This window comes from Dactylosporangium sp. CS-033363, from assembly GCF_050942475.1.
Classification (GTDB): domain Bacteria; phylum Actinomycetota; class Actinomycetes; order Mycobacteriales; family Micromonosporaceae; genus Dactylosporangium.
Map to the genome: position 1 here is coordinate 1,530,743 of NZ_CP192032.1, position 14,070 is coordinate 1,544,812.

The 14,070-nt window shown below is 72.6% G+C and carries 10 protein-coding genes; 9 read left to right on the top strand and 1 reads right to left on the bottom strand.

Annotated elements, in window-relative coordinates; translation table 11 throughout:
* The first annotated feature begins 932 nt into the window (after window positions 1-932).
* The 3 genes from ACQPZ4_RS07030 (at window position 933) to ACQPZ4_RS07040 (ending at window position 5,596) form a co-directional block, all read left to right on the top strand.
* Window positions 933-1,517, top strand: a complete 585-nt coding sequence (locus tag ACQPZ4_RS07030) for a hypothetical protein (RefSeq protein ID WP_433057331.1) — start codon at window positions 933-935, stop codon at window positions 1,515-1,517.
* An 89-nt stretch (window positions 1,518-1,606) separates the two neighbouring features.
* Window positions 1,607-4,666 (top strand): bifunctional polysaccharide deacetylase/glycosyltransferase family 2 protein, encoded by a 3,060-nt coding sequence (locus tag ACQPZ4_RS07035; RefSeq protein ID WP_433066322.1) that lies wholly within the window; start codon window positions 1,607-1,609, stop codon window positions 4,664-4,666.
* Entirely contained in the window at window positions 4,667-5,596 is a 930-nt protein-coding gene (locus tag ACQPZ4_RS07040) for a chitosanase (protein WP_433057332.1), read from the top strand.
* A gap of 585 nt (window positions 5,597-6,181) precedes the next feature.
* Here the strand turns inward: ACQPZ4_RS07040 and ACQPZ4_RS07045 are convergent.
* Window positions 6,182-6,328, bottom strand: a complete 147-nt coding sequence (locus ACQPZ4_RS07045; RefSeq protein ID WP_433057333.1) for a hypothetical protein — start codon at window positions 6,326-6,328, stop codon at window positions 6,182-6,184.
* Window positions 6,329-6,419: 91 nt separating this feature from the next.
* Here ACQPZ4_RS07045 and mnmA point away from each other — a divergent pair, with 91 nt between their 5' ends.
* The 6 genes from mnmA to gatC all read left to right on the top strand — a co-directional run bounded on the left by mnmA (window position 6,420) and on the right by gatC (window position 14,069).
* Window positions 6,420-7,493: a tRNA 2-thiouridine(34) synthase MnmA gene (gene mnmA, locus ACQPZ4_RS07050; RefSeq protein ID WP_433057334.1), complete on the top strand. Its 1,074-nt coding sequence runs from the start codon at window positions 6,420-6,422 to the stop codon at window positions 7,491-7,493.
* A gap of 73 nt (window positions 7,494-7,566) precedes the next feature.
* Window positions 7,567-7,986, top strand: coding sequence for a hypothetical protein (locus tag ACQPZ4_RS07055; RefSeq protein ID WP_433057335.1), 420 nt, complete (start codon window positions 7,567-7,569; stop codon window positions 7,984-7,986).
* Window positions 7,987-8,030: 44 nt separating this feature from the next.
* Window positions 8,031-8,954 carry a methionine synthase gene (locus ACQPZ4_RS07060; protein WP_433066325.1) on the top strand — a complete coding sequence of 308 codons (924 nt, stop codon included), beginning with the start codon at window positions 8,031-8,033 and terminating at the stop codon, window positions 8,952-8,954.
* Window positions 8,955-8,991: 37 nt separating this feature from the next.
* The gene (gene ligA / locus ACQPZ4_RS07065; protein WP_433057336.1) at window positions 8,992-11,130 is read left to right on the top strand and encodes an NAD-dependent DNA ligase LigA; all 2,139 of its coding nucleotides are present in this window, start codon (window positions 8,992-8,994) and stop codon (window positions 11,128-11,130) included.
* Between the two features lie 499 nt (window positions 11,131-11,629).
* Complete coding sequence (locus tag ACQPZ4_RS07070) at window positions 11,630-13,702, top strand: putative bifunctional diguanylate cyclase/phosphodiesterase (RefSeq protein ID WP_433057337.1); 2,073 nt, start codon at window positions 11,630-11,632, stop codon at window positions 13,700-13,702.
* Between the two features lie 67 nt (window positions 13,703-13,769).
* Window positions 13,770-14,069 carry an Asp-tRNA(Asn)/Glu-tRNA(Gln) amidotransferase subunit GatC gene (gene gatC / locus ACQPZ4_RS07075; RefSeq protein WP_433057338.1) on the top strand — a complete coding sequence of 100 codons (300 nt, stop codon included), beginning with the start codon at window positions 13,770-13,772 and terminating at the stop codon, window positions 14,067-14,069.
* The last annotated feature ends 1 nt before the right edge of the window (window position 14,070 follow it).

Consider the following 14,070-nt stretch of genomic DNA (forward strand, 5'->3'; position numbering starts at 1 on the left):
TCCTGCCGCCACTCATGCCCGCGCGTGGCGGTCACGCGTTGCCATCCAGTGCCTCGTGCCCGCGCGGGGCGCCCACACCTTGCCGCCCGCGCCGTCGCCCGCGCGTTGTCGTCTGAGGCCTCGTGCCCGCGCCTCGTGCCCGCGCGTTGCCGCCCTCCGCCTCGTGCCCGTGCGTGGCGCCCACACGTTGCCGCCCGCGCCGCCCGCACGTTGCCGCCCGCGCCCCTCGCCGCCCGCACGTTGTCGTCCGCGGGGTCGCGGCCTCGTGCCCGCGCGCGTGCTCTCGCGTCCGCGCGTTGTCGTCCACGGTGTCGAGCCCGTGGCCTCGTGTCCGCGCGTGGTCTCGCGTCCGCGCCTCGTGTCCGCGCCTCGTCGTCCGTGGCGTCGGGTCCCGCGTCCGCGCCTCGCGGCCGTGCGTCGCCGTCCGTGGCGGCGCGGCCGCACGTGTCATCAATGGTCCCGCGCCCGCGCGTTGTCACCCGGGGCGCCTGTAAACAGCCTTAAATCCGGCCAAAGTCGGTCGGCGGAAGCTCCTTCGTCCGGCCTTCCACGGGCGCTGAACAGGCGGAACGGCCTCAACCGAACAGTCCGGAGCAGGGTGAGCTACCGGTGAGGAACGCCGGAAGCGGTCGGTCGACGGGGTGAAGCCGAATGGGTGAATTAGCGACGAGCGCTGCGAATATGTCCAGCTAGCGCGGCGATGGATTTGGTTACGGCCATTCTCTGACGTTTTTCCTGCGGCTTAAGTCGGCCGCTCACCCTATGTTTGCGCCGTGTCTGTCGAAACCCCTTCCATGGATGAAGCCACCGACATCATCGCCAAAGACGATCTTTCGTCGCCGGTATTCGTCGATGCGTCGGGTCGCCGGGGAAAGCGAATCCGAATTGTTTTCGGCGCGCTTGGCGCGGCGACGCTCGTCTATGGAGCGCTGGTGGCCACGAGCCTGGCCGGCGGCCCGCTGAAGCCGCAACAACTGCTGCCGTTCCCGGAGCTGGTGAACAACCTGCCCGTGCTCGACCAGGGACAGCCCGCGACGCAGCCGGGCGCGAAGAGCACGGCCGGGGCCAAGCAGGCCGCGGTCGCCACGGCCAAGAAGATCAACCCGTCGAACCGGCCGGCGCAGGGCGGCGCCATCGCGGTACCCACCGGCAGCGCCCCCGCCACGCCCGGCCCGGGCGCGACGGCGACCGTGCCGCCGCCCGCGGAGGCGACGGATGCTCCGCCGACGACCCAGCCGAGCACGCGTCCGAGCGCGTCGCCGACACCGACGAAGAGCGCGGAGCCGACCAAGGGTCCCACCGGCACGCCGACGCCGACCGCGACCGAGGGCACCGCGACCGCGCTTCCGGTCGAGACGGGCGGGTCGGGCCAGACGCCGGGCACGGTGCCGGTCAACGACGACGCCGCCGGGCTCCCGGGCGCGACGCCTGTCGCCACGAGCTCGGGCGGGAGTGATGGAGGCTCTGGGGGTACCAACGCGACCCCGAGCGCCACCGCGAGCCTGGGCCCGGCGTGAGCCGCAGGAGGAAGGCCGCGAAGAGCGGCAGCGGCGGCAGGAAGCGCTTCTCGTTCACCCGCCTCGTCTTCGGCATCGTGCTGCTGACCATGCTCGCGGGCGTCCTGTTCGTCGAGGCGTACGTCAACGCCGAGTTCCACCCCGACCACAGCGAGAGCGGCGGCAAGCAGGCCACGGTCCCGCAGGCGGTGATCGACGGCGGCCCGATCATCGACACCCGCAACAACCAGGTGCACTCGTACGCGCTGCCGGACAAGACCATCGCGCTCACCTTCGACGACGGCCCCGACCCCGAGTGGACGCCGCAGATCATGGAGGTGCTGCGCAAGCACAACGTGAACGCGACGTTCTTCGTCGTCGGCACCCAGGTGACCCGGCACGCCGACATCGTGGCCGAGCTTGCGCGCGGGGGCGACGAGATCGGCATCCACAGCTTCACGCACCCGCGCCTGGACCAGCTCACCCAGTGGCAGCGGGAACTGGAGTACTCCCAGACCCAGCTCGCCGTGGTCAAGGCGACCGGGCAGAAGTCGGCGCTGCTGCGGCTGCCGTACTCCTCCAGCGCCGACGCCATCGACGACGCGAACTGGCCGCTGATCAAGGACGCCGGTCGCCTCGGGTACCTGTCGATCATGACGGACACCGACAGCCGCGACTGGAGCCTCCCCGGCGTCGACAAGATCGTGGCCGGCGCGACGCCGGAGGGCGCCAAGGGCTCGATCGTGCTCATGCACGACGCCGGCGGCGACCGCAAGCAGACCGTCGAGGCGCTCGACAAGTTCATCCCGATGATGCAGCAGCGGGGGTACTCCTTCACGACCGTCTCCGGCGGCCTGACGAAGGCGCTGGCGGGTCAGAGCATCGCGCTGGAGGCCCCGGCCACCCCGACGGACCAGCGGCGCGCCTTCGCGCTCGTCACCGCGGTCACGGTGGCCGACTCGATCATGGAGCTCCTGCGCGTCCTGTTCCTGATCGTCGGCATCCTGACGATCGCCCGCACGGTCGCGCTGTTCCTGCTCGCCGGCCGGCACGCGCGGAGGCGCCGCGCCAAGACGTGGCAGTGGGGCCCGCCGGTCACCGAGCCGGTGTCGGTCATCGTGCCCGCCTACAACGAGAAGGAGGGCATCGAGGCCGCGGTGCGCTCCCTCGCGAGCGGCGACCATCCCGGCGGCATCGAGGTCGTGGTCGTCGACGACGGCTCGACCGACAACACCAGCGAGCTCGTCCAAGCGCTGCAGCTGCCCAACGTGCGCGTCGTGCGCATCCCCAACGGCGGCAAGCCCAACGCGCTCAACACCGGCGTCGCCCTGGCCAAGCACGACATCATCGTCATGGTCGACGGCGACACCGTTTTCGAGCCGGATTCGGTACGCCACCTGGTCCAGCCCTTCGCCGACCCCTCCGTGGGCGCGGTCGCGGGCAACGTCAAGGTCGGCAACCGGAAGTCGATCGTCGCGCGGTGGCAGCACATCGAGTACGTCATCGGCTTCAACCTGGACCGCCGGCTGTACGACATCCTGCAGGTCATGCCCACGATCCCGGGCGCCATCGGGGCGTTCCGGCGGCAGGCCCTGCGCGACATCGGCGGCATCAGCCACGACACGCTCGCCGAGGACACCGACGCCACCATGGCCCTGTGCCGGACCGGCTGGCGCGTCGTCTACGAGGAGCGCGCCCGCGCGTGGACCGAGGCCCCGAGCACCCTGCGCCAGCTCTGGCTGCAGCGGTACCGCTGGAGCTACGGCACGATGCAGGCGATGTGGAAGCACCGCCGGTCCATCGTGGACAGCGGTCCGTCCGGCCGCTTCGGACGCGTGGGGCTGCCGTTCATCGCGTTCTTCGGCATCGCCCTGCCGCTGCTCGCCCCGCTGATCGACATCCTGCTCGTCTACGGCCTGTTCTTCTCCAGCTGGAAGATCACCACGGCGGCGTGGCTGGCGATGTTCACGATGCAGCTGGTCACCGCGATCGTGGCGTTCCGCCTGGACAAGGAGAAGCTGCGGCCGCTGTGGGTGTTGCCACTGCAGCAGTTCGTGTACCGCCAGCTGATGTACATCGTCCTCATCCAGTCCATGGGCACGGCGCTGACGGGGGCGCGGCTGCGCTGGCACAAGCTGCACCGCGCGGGGTCGGCCGGGGCGAGCGCGCCGTTCCCGTCCCAGGCCGCGACGTCGCCCGCGGCGTCCGCGCCTGAGACGTCGCCACTTGGCGCTGCGTCGGCGCTTGGTGCTTCGCCGCTCGGCGCGTCGTCGGCCGCGGCGTCCGCCCCCGGGATGTCGCCACTTGGCGCTGCGTCGGCGTCGGCGCTTGGTGCTTCGCCGCTTGGTGCGTCGTCGGCCGCGGGGTCCGCGCCCGGGATGTCGCCACTTAGCACTGCGTCGGCGTCGCCGCTCGGTGCGTCCTCGCTTGCCGCGTCGTCGGCAGGCGCGTCGTCGCCGGCCTCGCGGCTTGATGCGTCGCCGATGGCCTCGTCCGCGGCTTCCCCGGCCGCCGCAGGGGTTGCAGCGCGCGCCGGCTCGCCGGTCGGTTCGCAGGACGTCGCGTCCTTCGGTTCGGGGGCCGGCTCGTCGGGCATGCCGCGCAACGCCGCGCCCTTCGGCTCGCGGACCGGTTCGCCGGGTGTGTCGCGCGACGGTGCGTCCTTCGGTTCACCGGGCGGCTTCGGTTCACCGGCCGGCTTGTCCGGGATTGCGCGTGACGCGGCGTCCGTCGCGTCGCGGGACGCCGTGCCGGTCGGTTCGCGCGGCGGCGCGTCGATCTACGGATCGGCTGCCCCGGCGGCGGACGAGGCTCCGATGGTGGGCGACGGGTTCGCCTCGGTGAGCCGCGACGTGACCGCGTCCGCGCGTGGCGACGAGCACAACGTGACCGCGTCCGCGCGTCGCGACGAGCACGACGTGACCGCGTCCGCGCGGGGCGACGAGCCCGACGTGACCGCGTCCGCGCGGGGCGACGAGCCCGACGTGCCGCACGGCCTCTACGGGCTCGGGGACGGCGACGGGGGCGGGTCGAGCCGCGGGGTGGCCAGGGTGCCCAACGCGTCCTCGCCCGGGCATCGGGTTTCCGAGCACACGGCCGTGCTGTACGCGGTGTCGCACTCGTCGGTGCTGCGCTCCACCGCGGCCGAGCGCGACGGGGGGGAGGACTGAGTGCCCCAGATCTCGGTGCGCCGGGGCCTTGGCGTCGCGGCGTTCGTCGTGGCCTCGCTGGCCCTGGCCTCGCTCGCGGTGCGCGCGCCCGAGCGGGGCGATGACGGGGCGGCGGACACCGCGGCGGCCGCGTCGCCGGCCGTGGGCCAGACGCCGGGCGACGCCGCAAGCGTGCCGCCCAGCCCCGACGGCCGCCGCTCCGTGCGCGTCGGCGCCAACCAGAAGGTCCGCGGCGATCTGTCGGACCCGCAGAAGAAGGACATCGCCATGCGCCTCGTGTCCAGCGCGGAGAACTCGACGCTGGACTGGACCGCGCAGTACGGCTACATCGAGGACATCCACGACGGCCGCGGGTACACGGCGGGCATCGTCGGCTTCTGCAGCGGCACGGGCGACATGCGCGCGGTCATCCAGCGCTACGCGGAGGCGGTGCCGGGCAACAAGCTGGCCGCGTACCTGCCGGCCCTGAAGCGCCTCAACGGCAGCGCCGCGCACACCGGGCTCGACCCGAACTTCACCGCCGACTGGAAGGCCGCCGCGGCCGACCCCGCGTTCCGGGCCGCCCAGGACGCCGAGCGCGACCGCATGTACTTCAACCCGGCCCTGAGCCAGGCCAAACAGGACGGCCTGCGCATCCTCGGCCAGTTCATCTACTACGACGCGATCGTCATGCACGGCGCGAACGGCCTGACGAAACTCCGCCGCGCCGCCGCCCAGGTCGCACCCCCGCCCGCGCGCGGGGGCGACGAGGCGGCGTACCTGGAGGCCTTCCTCGACGCCCGCGTGGCCCTCATGGAGGACGAGGAGGCCCACGACGACGAGAGCCGCGTGGAGGACGCCCAGCGCGTGTTCCTGGCGGCCCGCAACTTCGACCTCGATCCGCCGCTGCAATGGCGGGTCTACGGCGACGTGTACCAGATCGCCGTCTGACTCCTGCCCCACAGCGACTCCCGCGCCCGGACGCGCCGAACTCGGCCGCTTCCCGGGCGCGGCTGCGTTACGGGCGAACACGCCGAGGCACGAGACTCGGCCGCTCCCGGGCGCGGCTGCGTTACGGGCGAACACGCCGAGGCGCGAGACTCGGCCGCTCCCGGGCGCGGCTGCGTTACGGGCGAACACGCCGAGGCGCGAGACTCGGCCGCTCCCGGGCGCGGCTGCGTTACGGACGAGCACGCCGAGGCGCGAGTCACCCCGTCCTTGACGAGGGCGTCTTCTATCCGCCTTCGGCGACGAGACCGAGGGCCGGGCGCCGCCGTTCGCCGCGCCCGCGCCGTGGCCGTAGCGCGTTCGTCCCCGCGCCGAGGGCAACTGGTCGGAGCCACCGGTTCGTCGCGAGGGCAGCTGGTCGGTGCCGCGCGTTCGTCGCGAGGGCAACTGGTCGGAGCCACCGGTTCGTCGCGAGGGCAGCTGGTCGGTGCCGCGCGTTCGTCGCGAGGGCAACCGGTCGGAGCCGCCCGTTCGTCGCGAGGGCAACCCGTCGGAGCCGCGCGTTCGCCGCGTCCGCGCGTGGCGGCATCACATTCGTCCGTGCGCGGAGGCCGGCCAGTCGCGGCGCCCCGTTTGGCCGTGTCGGCGCGCCCACGGCTCGCCGATCAGCTCGACGGGCCGGATCATCGGCATGAGCGCCGGCGGCGTGGCCGGCAACGCGATCACGATCAGCACCGGCCTGATTACCGCGCGCCGCTGCCAGTCGGTGGAGGGCGCCACCCTCTTCCGCGGAAAACGCGATCCCGCGCGCCGGTAGGCTGGGGGTGTGAGAGTGCTAGCGGCGATGTCCGGCGGGGTCGACTCGGCGGTCGCGGCTGCTCGCGCCGTGGCGGCCGGGCATGACGTGACCGGGGTGCACCTTGCCCTCGCCCGGAACCCGCAGACCTACCGCACGGGCGCGCGCGGGTGCTGCACGCTCGAGGACTCGCGCGACGCGCGGCGGGCCGCGGACGTGATCGGGATCCCGTTCTACGTGTGGGACATGGCGGAGCAGTTCCACGAGGACGTGGTGGACGACTTCGTGGCGGAGTACGCGGCCGGGCGGACGCCGAACCCGTGCCTGCGCTGCAACGAGAAGATCAAGTTCGCGGCGGTGCTCGATCGCGCGGTCGCGCTGGGGTTCGACGCGGTCGTCACCGGGCATCATGCGCGGCTCGGGGGCGACGGGCTGCTGCGGCGCAGCGTGGACCTGGCCAAGGACCAGTCGTACGTGCTGGCCGTGCTGACCCGCGCGCAGCTCGACCGGGCGATGTTCCCGCTCGGCGACTCGACCAAGGCCCAGGTGCGCGCGGAGGCGGCCGAGCGCGGGCTCGCCGTGGCCGACAAGCCCGACAGCCACGACATCTGCTTCATCGCCGACGGCGACACCAAGCGCTTCCTCGCGGAGCGGCTCGGGCAGGCGCCGGGCGACATCGTCGACGCCACCACCGGGGCGGTCGTCGGGCGGCACGAGGGCGCCTACGCGTACACGGTGGGTCAGCGCCGCGGCCTCGACCTGCGCGTCTCCGCGCCCGACCGGCAGCCGCGCTACGTGTTGTCGATCACGCCCGTGACCAACACGGTGACCGTGGGGCCCGCGGCCGCGCTCGACGTGTCGTCGGTGGTCGGCGAGCGGCCCGTGTGGACGGTACCGGCGGCCGGCGCGGTCGCGTGCGAGGTACAGATGCGGGCTCATGGTGAGACGCACCCGGCGACCGTGCGGCTGGAGGAGGGGCGCCTCGTGGCCGCGCTCGGACGCCCGGCGCGCGGGATCGCGACCGGGCAGGCCATCGTGTGCTACGAACCGTCGCCGGACGGTGACATCGTGCTCGGCTCGGCCACCATCGCGCAGACCTCCTGATGACCTCCACGTCGCACGCCGCCTGAACTTCATGCCGCCCCGCCTGACCCGCACCTCCCGAACCCGCCGGACCATGACGCCACCGCGCCTGACGAAGCCGCAAACCCGCTGGGCCATACCGCGAACCCGCCGGACCATGCCGCAACCGCGCCTGACCAAGCCGCAGATCCGCCGGACCATGCCGCAACCGCGCCTGACCAAGCCGCAGATCCGCCGGACCATGCCGCAACCGCGCCTGACCAAGCCGCAGATCCGCCGGACCATGCCGCAACCGCGCCTGACCAAGCCGCAGATCCGCCGGACCACGCCGCAACCGCGCCCGACCAAGCCACAAACCCGCCGGACCATGCCGCAACCGCGCCCGACCAAGCCGCAAACCCGCTGGGCCAGACCGCGAACCCGGCCGATCGGATCGCAAGGCCGGCCGGGCGGTTCACGGGCCCGCCTGACTTCTGCCTCGTACACCCTCCTGACCTCGGAGTACATGCCGTGACGTCCTTTCCCTGGCCCGTCGGCAGCGCGACCGGCATCGGCTCCATGCCCGGCGTCGACATCGCGGAGGCGCAGCGCGTCGTGCTCGGCGAGCTGCCCGACCTGCCGCACCTGCCCGAGCTGCCCGCGCGGGGGCCCGGGGCGGACATGATCGGCCGCGGGGGCACGTTCCTGGCCGAGATTCCGATCGAGCTGTACGCCGCGCGGTGGCGCGTCGCCGCCCGCCCCGGGCATGACCTTCGCGTCGCGCGCGACCTGCTCGAACGCGACCTGGACACGATGACGGAGCAGGCCGAGGAGTACAGCGGCCTGTACAAGATCCAGGTGCCGGGGCCGTGGACGCTCGCGGCGTCGCTGGGGCTGCCGATCGGCGGGCAGGTGCTGCGCGACCACGGTGCCGCGCGCGACCTCGCGGACTCGCTCGCGGAGGGCGTCCGCGCGCACGTCGCCGAGGTCCGGGCCCGGCTTCCGCGCGCGAGCGTGCTGCTGCAGCTGGACGAGCCGTCGCTGCCGGCGGTGCTGGCCGGGCGTGTGCCGACCGAGAGCGGGTTCGGGACGCTGCGCTCCGTGGACCCGTCGGTCGCGCGGTCGGCGTTGTCGGCGGTCGTGTCCGCGGCCGGGGTGCCGGTCGTCGTGCATTGTTGTGCGCCGTCGGTACCGCTGAAGCTGCTGCGCGAGGCCGGAGCCATCGGGGTGGCGCTCGATCTGGCGCTGCTCCGCGACCTCGACCCGCTCGGCGAGCAGCTGGACACGGGCTGGGGGCTGCTGGCCGGGGTGTCCGGGCGCTCCGCCGCCGAGCAGGCCGATCAGGTCCGCGACCTGTGGCGCAAGCTGGGCTTTTCCAAGAAGTCCCTGCCCGAGCAGGTGGTCGTCACGCCGCCGTGCGGGCTGCCCGCCGACGCCAGGGTCCGCTCGACGCTGACCGCGGTGCGCGAGGCGGGCCGCCGCCTGACCGCTGACCTCGACTGACGCAGTTTTGTCGCACCCCCGGGGTAAGTTCCTAGCCATGACCGACGCTGAGTCCGAACCCACCGAAGAGGCGCGAGAGCGGCACGCGGAACTGGCCCGTGAACTGGACGAGCACCAGTACCGGTACTACGTGCTCCAGGCGCCCGCGGTGGACGACTCGGTGTACGACGGGCTCATGCGCGAGCTGGAGGCCATCGAGGCCCGGTTCCCGTCGCTGATCACCCCGGACTCGCCCAGCCAGCGGGTCGGCGGCACCTTCTCGACCGAGTTCGCCTCCGTCGATCACCGCGAGCGGATGCTGAGCCTCGACAACGCGCTCAACGAGCCCGCGCTGGAGGCGTGGGCGGAGCGGGTCGAGCGGGACGCCGGGTCGCCGCCGCGCTACCTGTGCGAGCTGAAGATCGACGGGCTGGCGCTGAACCTGACGTACGAGAAGGGGCGGCTCACCCGCGCGGCCACCCGCGGCGACGGGCGCACCGGCGAGGACATCACGCTCAACGCGCGGACGATCCGCGAGATCCCCGAGCACCTGGCCGGCGACAACGTGCCGGACCTGCTGGAAGTACGCGGCGAGGTGTTCTTCACGCTGGAGGGCTTCCAGGAGGTCAACGCGGCCCAGGTGGCGGCGGGGGAGCGGCCGTTCGCCAACCCGCGCAACGCGGCCAGCGGGAGCCTGCGCCAGAAGGACCCGCACATCACCGCGACCCGGCCGATGCGGATGCTGGTGCACGGGTTCGGCGCGCGTGAGGGGTTCAACCCGGCCAGCCAGTCCGAGGCCTACGAGCTCATGCACGCGTGGGGGCTGCCGACCTCGACCCGCTACCGGGTGTGCGCGGACATGGCGGGCGTGCAGGCCTACATCGAGGAGTTCGGCGAGCGCCGGCACAAGCTCGAGCACGAGATCGACGGCGTCGTCGTGAAGATCGACCAGATGTCGATCCAGCGGCGGCTCGGGTCGACGAGCAAGGCGCCGCGGTGGGCGATCGCGTTCAAGTACCCCCCGGAGGAGGCGATGACCAAGCTCCTCGACATCCAGGTCAACGTCGGGCGGACCGGGCGCGTCACCCCGTTCGCGGTGATGGCGCCGGTGTTCGTCGGCGGCGTCACGGTCGAGCAGGCGACGCTGCACAACGCGCAGGAGGTCGTGCGCAAGGGCGTGCTCATCGGCGACACCGTGGTCATCCGCCGCGCCGGCGAGGTGATCCCCGAGGTGCTCGGCCCGGTGGTGGACCGCCGCGACGGCAGCGAGCGCGCGTTCGTGATGCCGGAGCAGTGCCCGTCGTGCGGCACCACGCTCGCGCCCGGCAAGGAGGGCGACGTCGACATCCGCTGCCCCAACGCCCAGTTCTGCAAGGCGCAGCTGCACGAGCGGCTCTTCGGCCTGGCCGCCCGGGGCGCCCTCGACATCGAGGCGCTGGGCTGGCAGGCGGCCGCGGCGCTGCTGGAGTCGGTGATCCCCAACGAGAGCGAGCTGTTCGACGTCGACGCCGAGCGGCTCGCGCAGGCCCCGTTCTTCGTCAACCAGAACGGGGCGCTGGGCTCGAACGCGCTGAGCCTGCTGGCCAACCTCGAAGAGGTCAAGCAGCGGCCGCTCTGGCGGGTGCTCGTGGCTCTCTCGATCCGCCACGTCGGCCCGACGGCGGCCCAGGCCCTGGCCAACTCCCTCGGCTCGATGGAGGCGATCGCCGCCGCCACGACCGAGGAACTGGTCGCGGTGGAGGGCGTGGGCCCGACCATCGCCCGCGCCGTGCAGGAGTGGTTCGCCGTCGACTGGCACCGGGCGTGGGTGGACCGGTGGGCCGCGGCCGGCGTACGGATGGTGGAGGAGCGCACCGACACCGGCCCGCGCCCCCTGGAGGGCGTGACCGTGGTGGTGACCGGCTCCCTCGAGCGGTACTCGCGTGACGAGGCGACCGCGGCGGTGACCTCGCGCGGCGGCAAGGTGTCGGGCTCGGTGTCGAAGAAGACCGGGTTCGTGGTGGTCGGCGAGTCCCCGGGCTCGAAGGCCGAGAAGGCGGAGGCGCTGAAGGTGCCGATCCTGGACGAGGCCGGCTTCGAGCTGCTGCTGACCGAGGGGCCGGACGCGGCGCGCGCGTCGGTTCAGCCCGGGGGCGAGACCGCGGCGGCCGAGGAGGCGGAGGCGGTGGCCCAGGCCGACGCGGCGGCCGACGAGTAGGGGGGCGGCGCACAAAAGCTGAGGCGGGGCGGGGGGCCGAGGCAGAAGCGCACAGAAAAACCAAGGGCCCAGGCCGACCAGCACGGCCCGAGGAGCAAGGACCCGCGAGGGCCCGGCGAGGGCCGAAGCGTGCCCAACGCACGCGCCGCGAGAAACCCGCGCGGCATCAGTTAGGAAAGGCTTAGCGCAGCAACCCCCAAGAAGGCGCCGGAGCGTAGTCGAACCGGCATCTTCAGTAGCCATCCCACTAAGACGGCGGTCGATGGGAATGGACACGCAGCGTCCCGAAGGCGTTACGCTGCACGGATATTCAAGCTGATCTGTCCATTGTGGGATCGCCCGGTCGGTTGAATAGCGCGGCGGTTCTGCATCGATTCGGCATCCTTTCCCGAAATTTCCCGCGCTCAGGGTGCAGGCTCGCATGGCGTCAGCACCTCGTCAGCGGATCTTGAACCGCCCCTCGGTGAGAAAGCCGGGGCCGTCGGAAAGCGGGGAACGGATGGAGCAGAGCGCGCTGCGCAACGTCGCGCCGCCTCGGCATCGTCATCGGTTCTTCGCGTACGTCGCGGTGGTCGTCGGGCTCGCCGCGTTACTGCTGGTCGGAAGCCTGCTGCACGAGGGTCTGCGGGTCGACGCCGCGTTCTGGGTGTTCGCGGGGCTGGCCGTGCTGGCCGACACGCCGCCGTTCGTGCAGGGCTCGCGCGACGAGAACGTGCCGACGTTCCCGTCGGTGTGCTTCACGTTCGCCGTGCTGATCGCGTACGGGTGCGCGCCCGCGGTCGCGGTGCAGCTCGGGGCGGTCATCGTCGCCGCGGTGTGGCTCAAGCACACGTTCTGGCGGGCCGCGTTCAACGCCGCGCAGTACATGATCTCGTTCCTGGCCGCGGGGACGCTGCTGCCCAAGACCGGCATGGGCTCGATCCAGAGTGCGCGCGAACTGCTGAGCACGCCGAACATCCCGTGGGTGCTGGCCGCGGTCGTGACGTGGTTCGTGGTCAACAACCTGCTCGTCGCGACCGCGCTGTGGCTGCGCTTCGGCGGGCAGTGGCGCGCCGTGTTCACCCGCGCCGTGCGCAGCGACGCGCTGCCGAACGGGGCGCTGCTGCTCGCCGCGCCGGGGTTGGTGGCGGCGGCGTATGTGAATGCACTGCTGGTACCGCTGGCGCTTCTGACGCTTTTTGCGGTTCGGCGGATGACCAAGCTCGCGGCGCAGCGGGCGCAGGCCGGGCGGCTCGATCCGCTGACCGGGCTCGCGAACCGCAAGGCCCTGGAGCGCGAGGTCGCGGCCCGGCTGCAGGAGCACGCGGAGCGGGCCGAGGGCGGGGCGGCCGAGCGGCGCCTCGCCCTGCTGCTGCTCGATCTGGACGCCTTCAAACAGGTCAACGACGCGCTCGGGCACCGGGTCGGGGACCGGCTGCTGATCGAGGTCGGCGGACGGCTCACCGCGGCCGCGCGGGCGTCGAGCGAGGACAACCTCGTCGGGCGGCTCGGGGGCGACGAGTTCGCCGTCGTGGTACCGCACCTGCGCGACACCGCCGACGCCAGGCGCTGCGCCGCGGAGATCATGTGCGCGCTGGCCGAGCCGGTGCTGCTGGACGGCCTGCCGATCGACGTGGGCGCGTCGGTCGGCGTCGCCGTGTACCCCGAGCACGGCACCGACTTCGCCGAGCTGATGCAGCACGCGGACGTCGCGATGTACGACGCGAAGGGGCGCGGCGACAACCTGGCCGTCTACGCGCCCGAGAGCGACCACAACACGCCCGAGCGGCTCAGCCTGCTCGCGGACCTGCGCAAGGCGCTCGAGGCGGGGCCGGAGGGCGGCATCGAGCTGTACTACCAGCCCCAGGTCGAGCTGGCCACGGGCGCGGTCGTGGGCGTCGAGGCGCTGCTGCGGTGGCGGCATCCGCGCCGCGGCCCGATCGACCCCGAGGAGCTGATCAAGGTTGCCGAGCACAGCCCGGTCATGCGGCTGCTCACGCTGCGCGTCGTGGACGAGGCGATCGGGCAGCTCGCGGCGTGGCGGGAGACGGCGCCCGCGACCGAGGGGGTGCGCGTCGCGGTCAACGTGAGCGTGCGTGACCTGCACACGGGGGAGATCGCCGACCGGATCGCGGCCAAGCTCGCGCAGATGTCGGTCGACCCGTCGCGGCTGGAGCTGGAGATCACCGAGAGTGCGCTGATGGCCGACCCGCGCCGGGTGCTCAGCACGCTCGGACGCCTGAAGAAGCTGGGCGTCGCGATCGCGCTGGACGACTTCGGCACCGGGTACTCCTCGATGCTCCACCTGCGCCGCCTGCCCCTCGCCGAGGTCAAGATCGACCGCTCGTTCGTGTTCGGCGTCGCGACCGACCCGGACGACGCCGCGATCGTGCGTTCCATGATCGACCTGGCCCGGGCGCTGGGGCTGCGCGTCGTCGCGGAGGGCGTGGAGGACGAGCGCACGTGGCGGATGCTGGTGGCGGCCGGCTGCGACGTCGCGCAGGGCTGGTACTTCGCCCGGCCGATGCCTCCTGATCGCCTGCTGGACTGGCTGTCGAAGACTGCCGCACGGCCCGTCATCACCACGAAATAGACTCGTCGGGTTGACGCGGGCATGTAACGCTGCGTCCAAGCCGACGATCTGAAGGAGAAGCGCGCCGATGGCCACGATTTCCCGCGAGGAGGTGGCGCATCTCGCGCGCCTCGCGCGGCTTGCCGTCACCGATGAAGAGCTGGACACCTTCGCCGGGCAGCTCGACGTGATCCTGCAGGCCGTCGCCCAGGTGGGGGAGGTCGCCGCCGCCGATGTGCCGCCGACCTCGCACTCCGTGCCGCTGACGAACGTGTACCGCGACGACGTCGTCGTACCCGGCCTCGCGCGCGAGGACGCGCTGGCCGGCGCGCCCGACGCCGAGGAGAACCGCTTCCGCGTCCCGCGGATCCTGGACGAGGAGGCCTGAG

Coding starts and splice junctions, on each gene's coding strand:
- gatC (WP_433057338.1), top strand. CDS start 13,770: ATGGCCACGATTTCCCGCGAGGAGGTGGCGCATCTCGCGCGCCTCGCG.
- ligA (WP_433057336.1), top strand. CDS start 8,992: ATGACCGACGCTGAGTCCGAACCCACCGAAGAGGCGCGAGAGCGGCAC.
- ACQPZ4_RS07070 (WP_433057337.1), top strand. CDS start 11,630: ATGGAGCAGAGCGCGCTGCGCAACGTCGCGCCGCCTCGGCATCGTCAT.
- ACQPZ4_RS07035 (WP_433066322.1), top strand. CDS start 1,607: ATGCTCGCGGGCGTCCTGTTCGTCGAGGCGTACGTCAACGCCGAGTTC.
- ACQPZ4_RS07055 (WP_433057335.1), top strand. CDS start 7,567: ATGACGCCACCGCGCCTGACGAAGCCGCAAACCCGCTGGGCCATACCG.
- ACQPZ4_RS07060 (WP_433066325.1), top strand. CDS start 8,031: ATGCCCGGCGTCGACATCGCGGAGGCGCAGCGCGTCGTGCTCGGCGAG.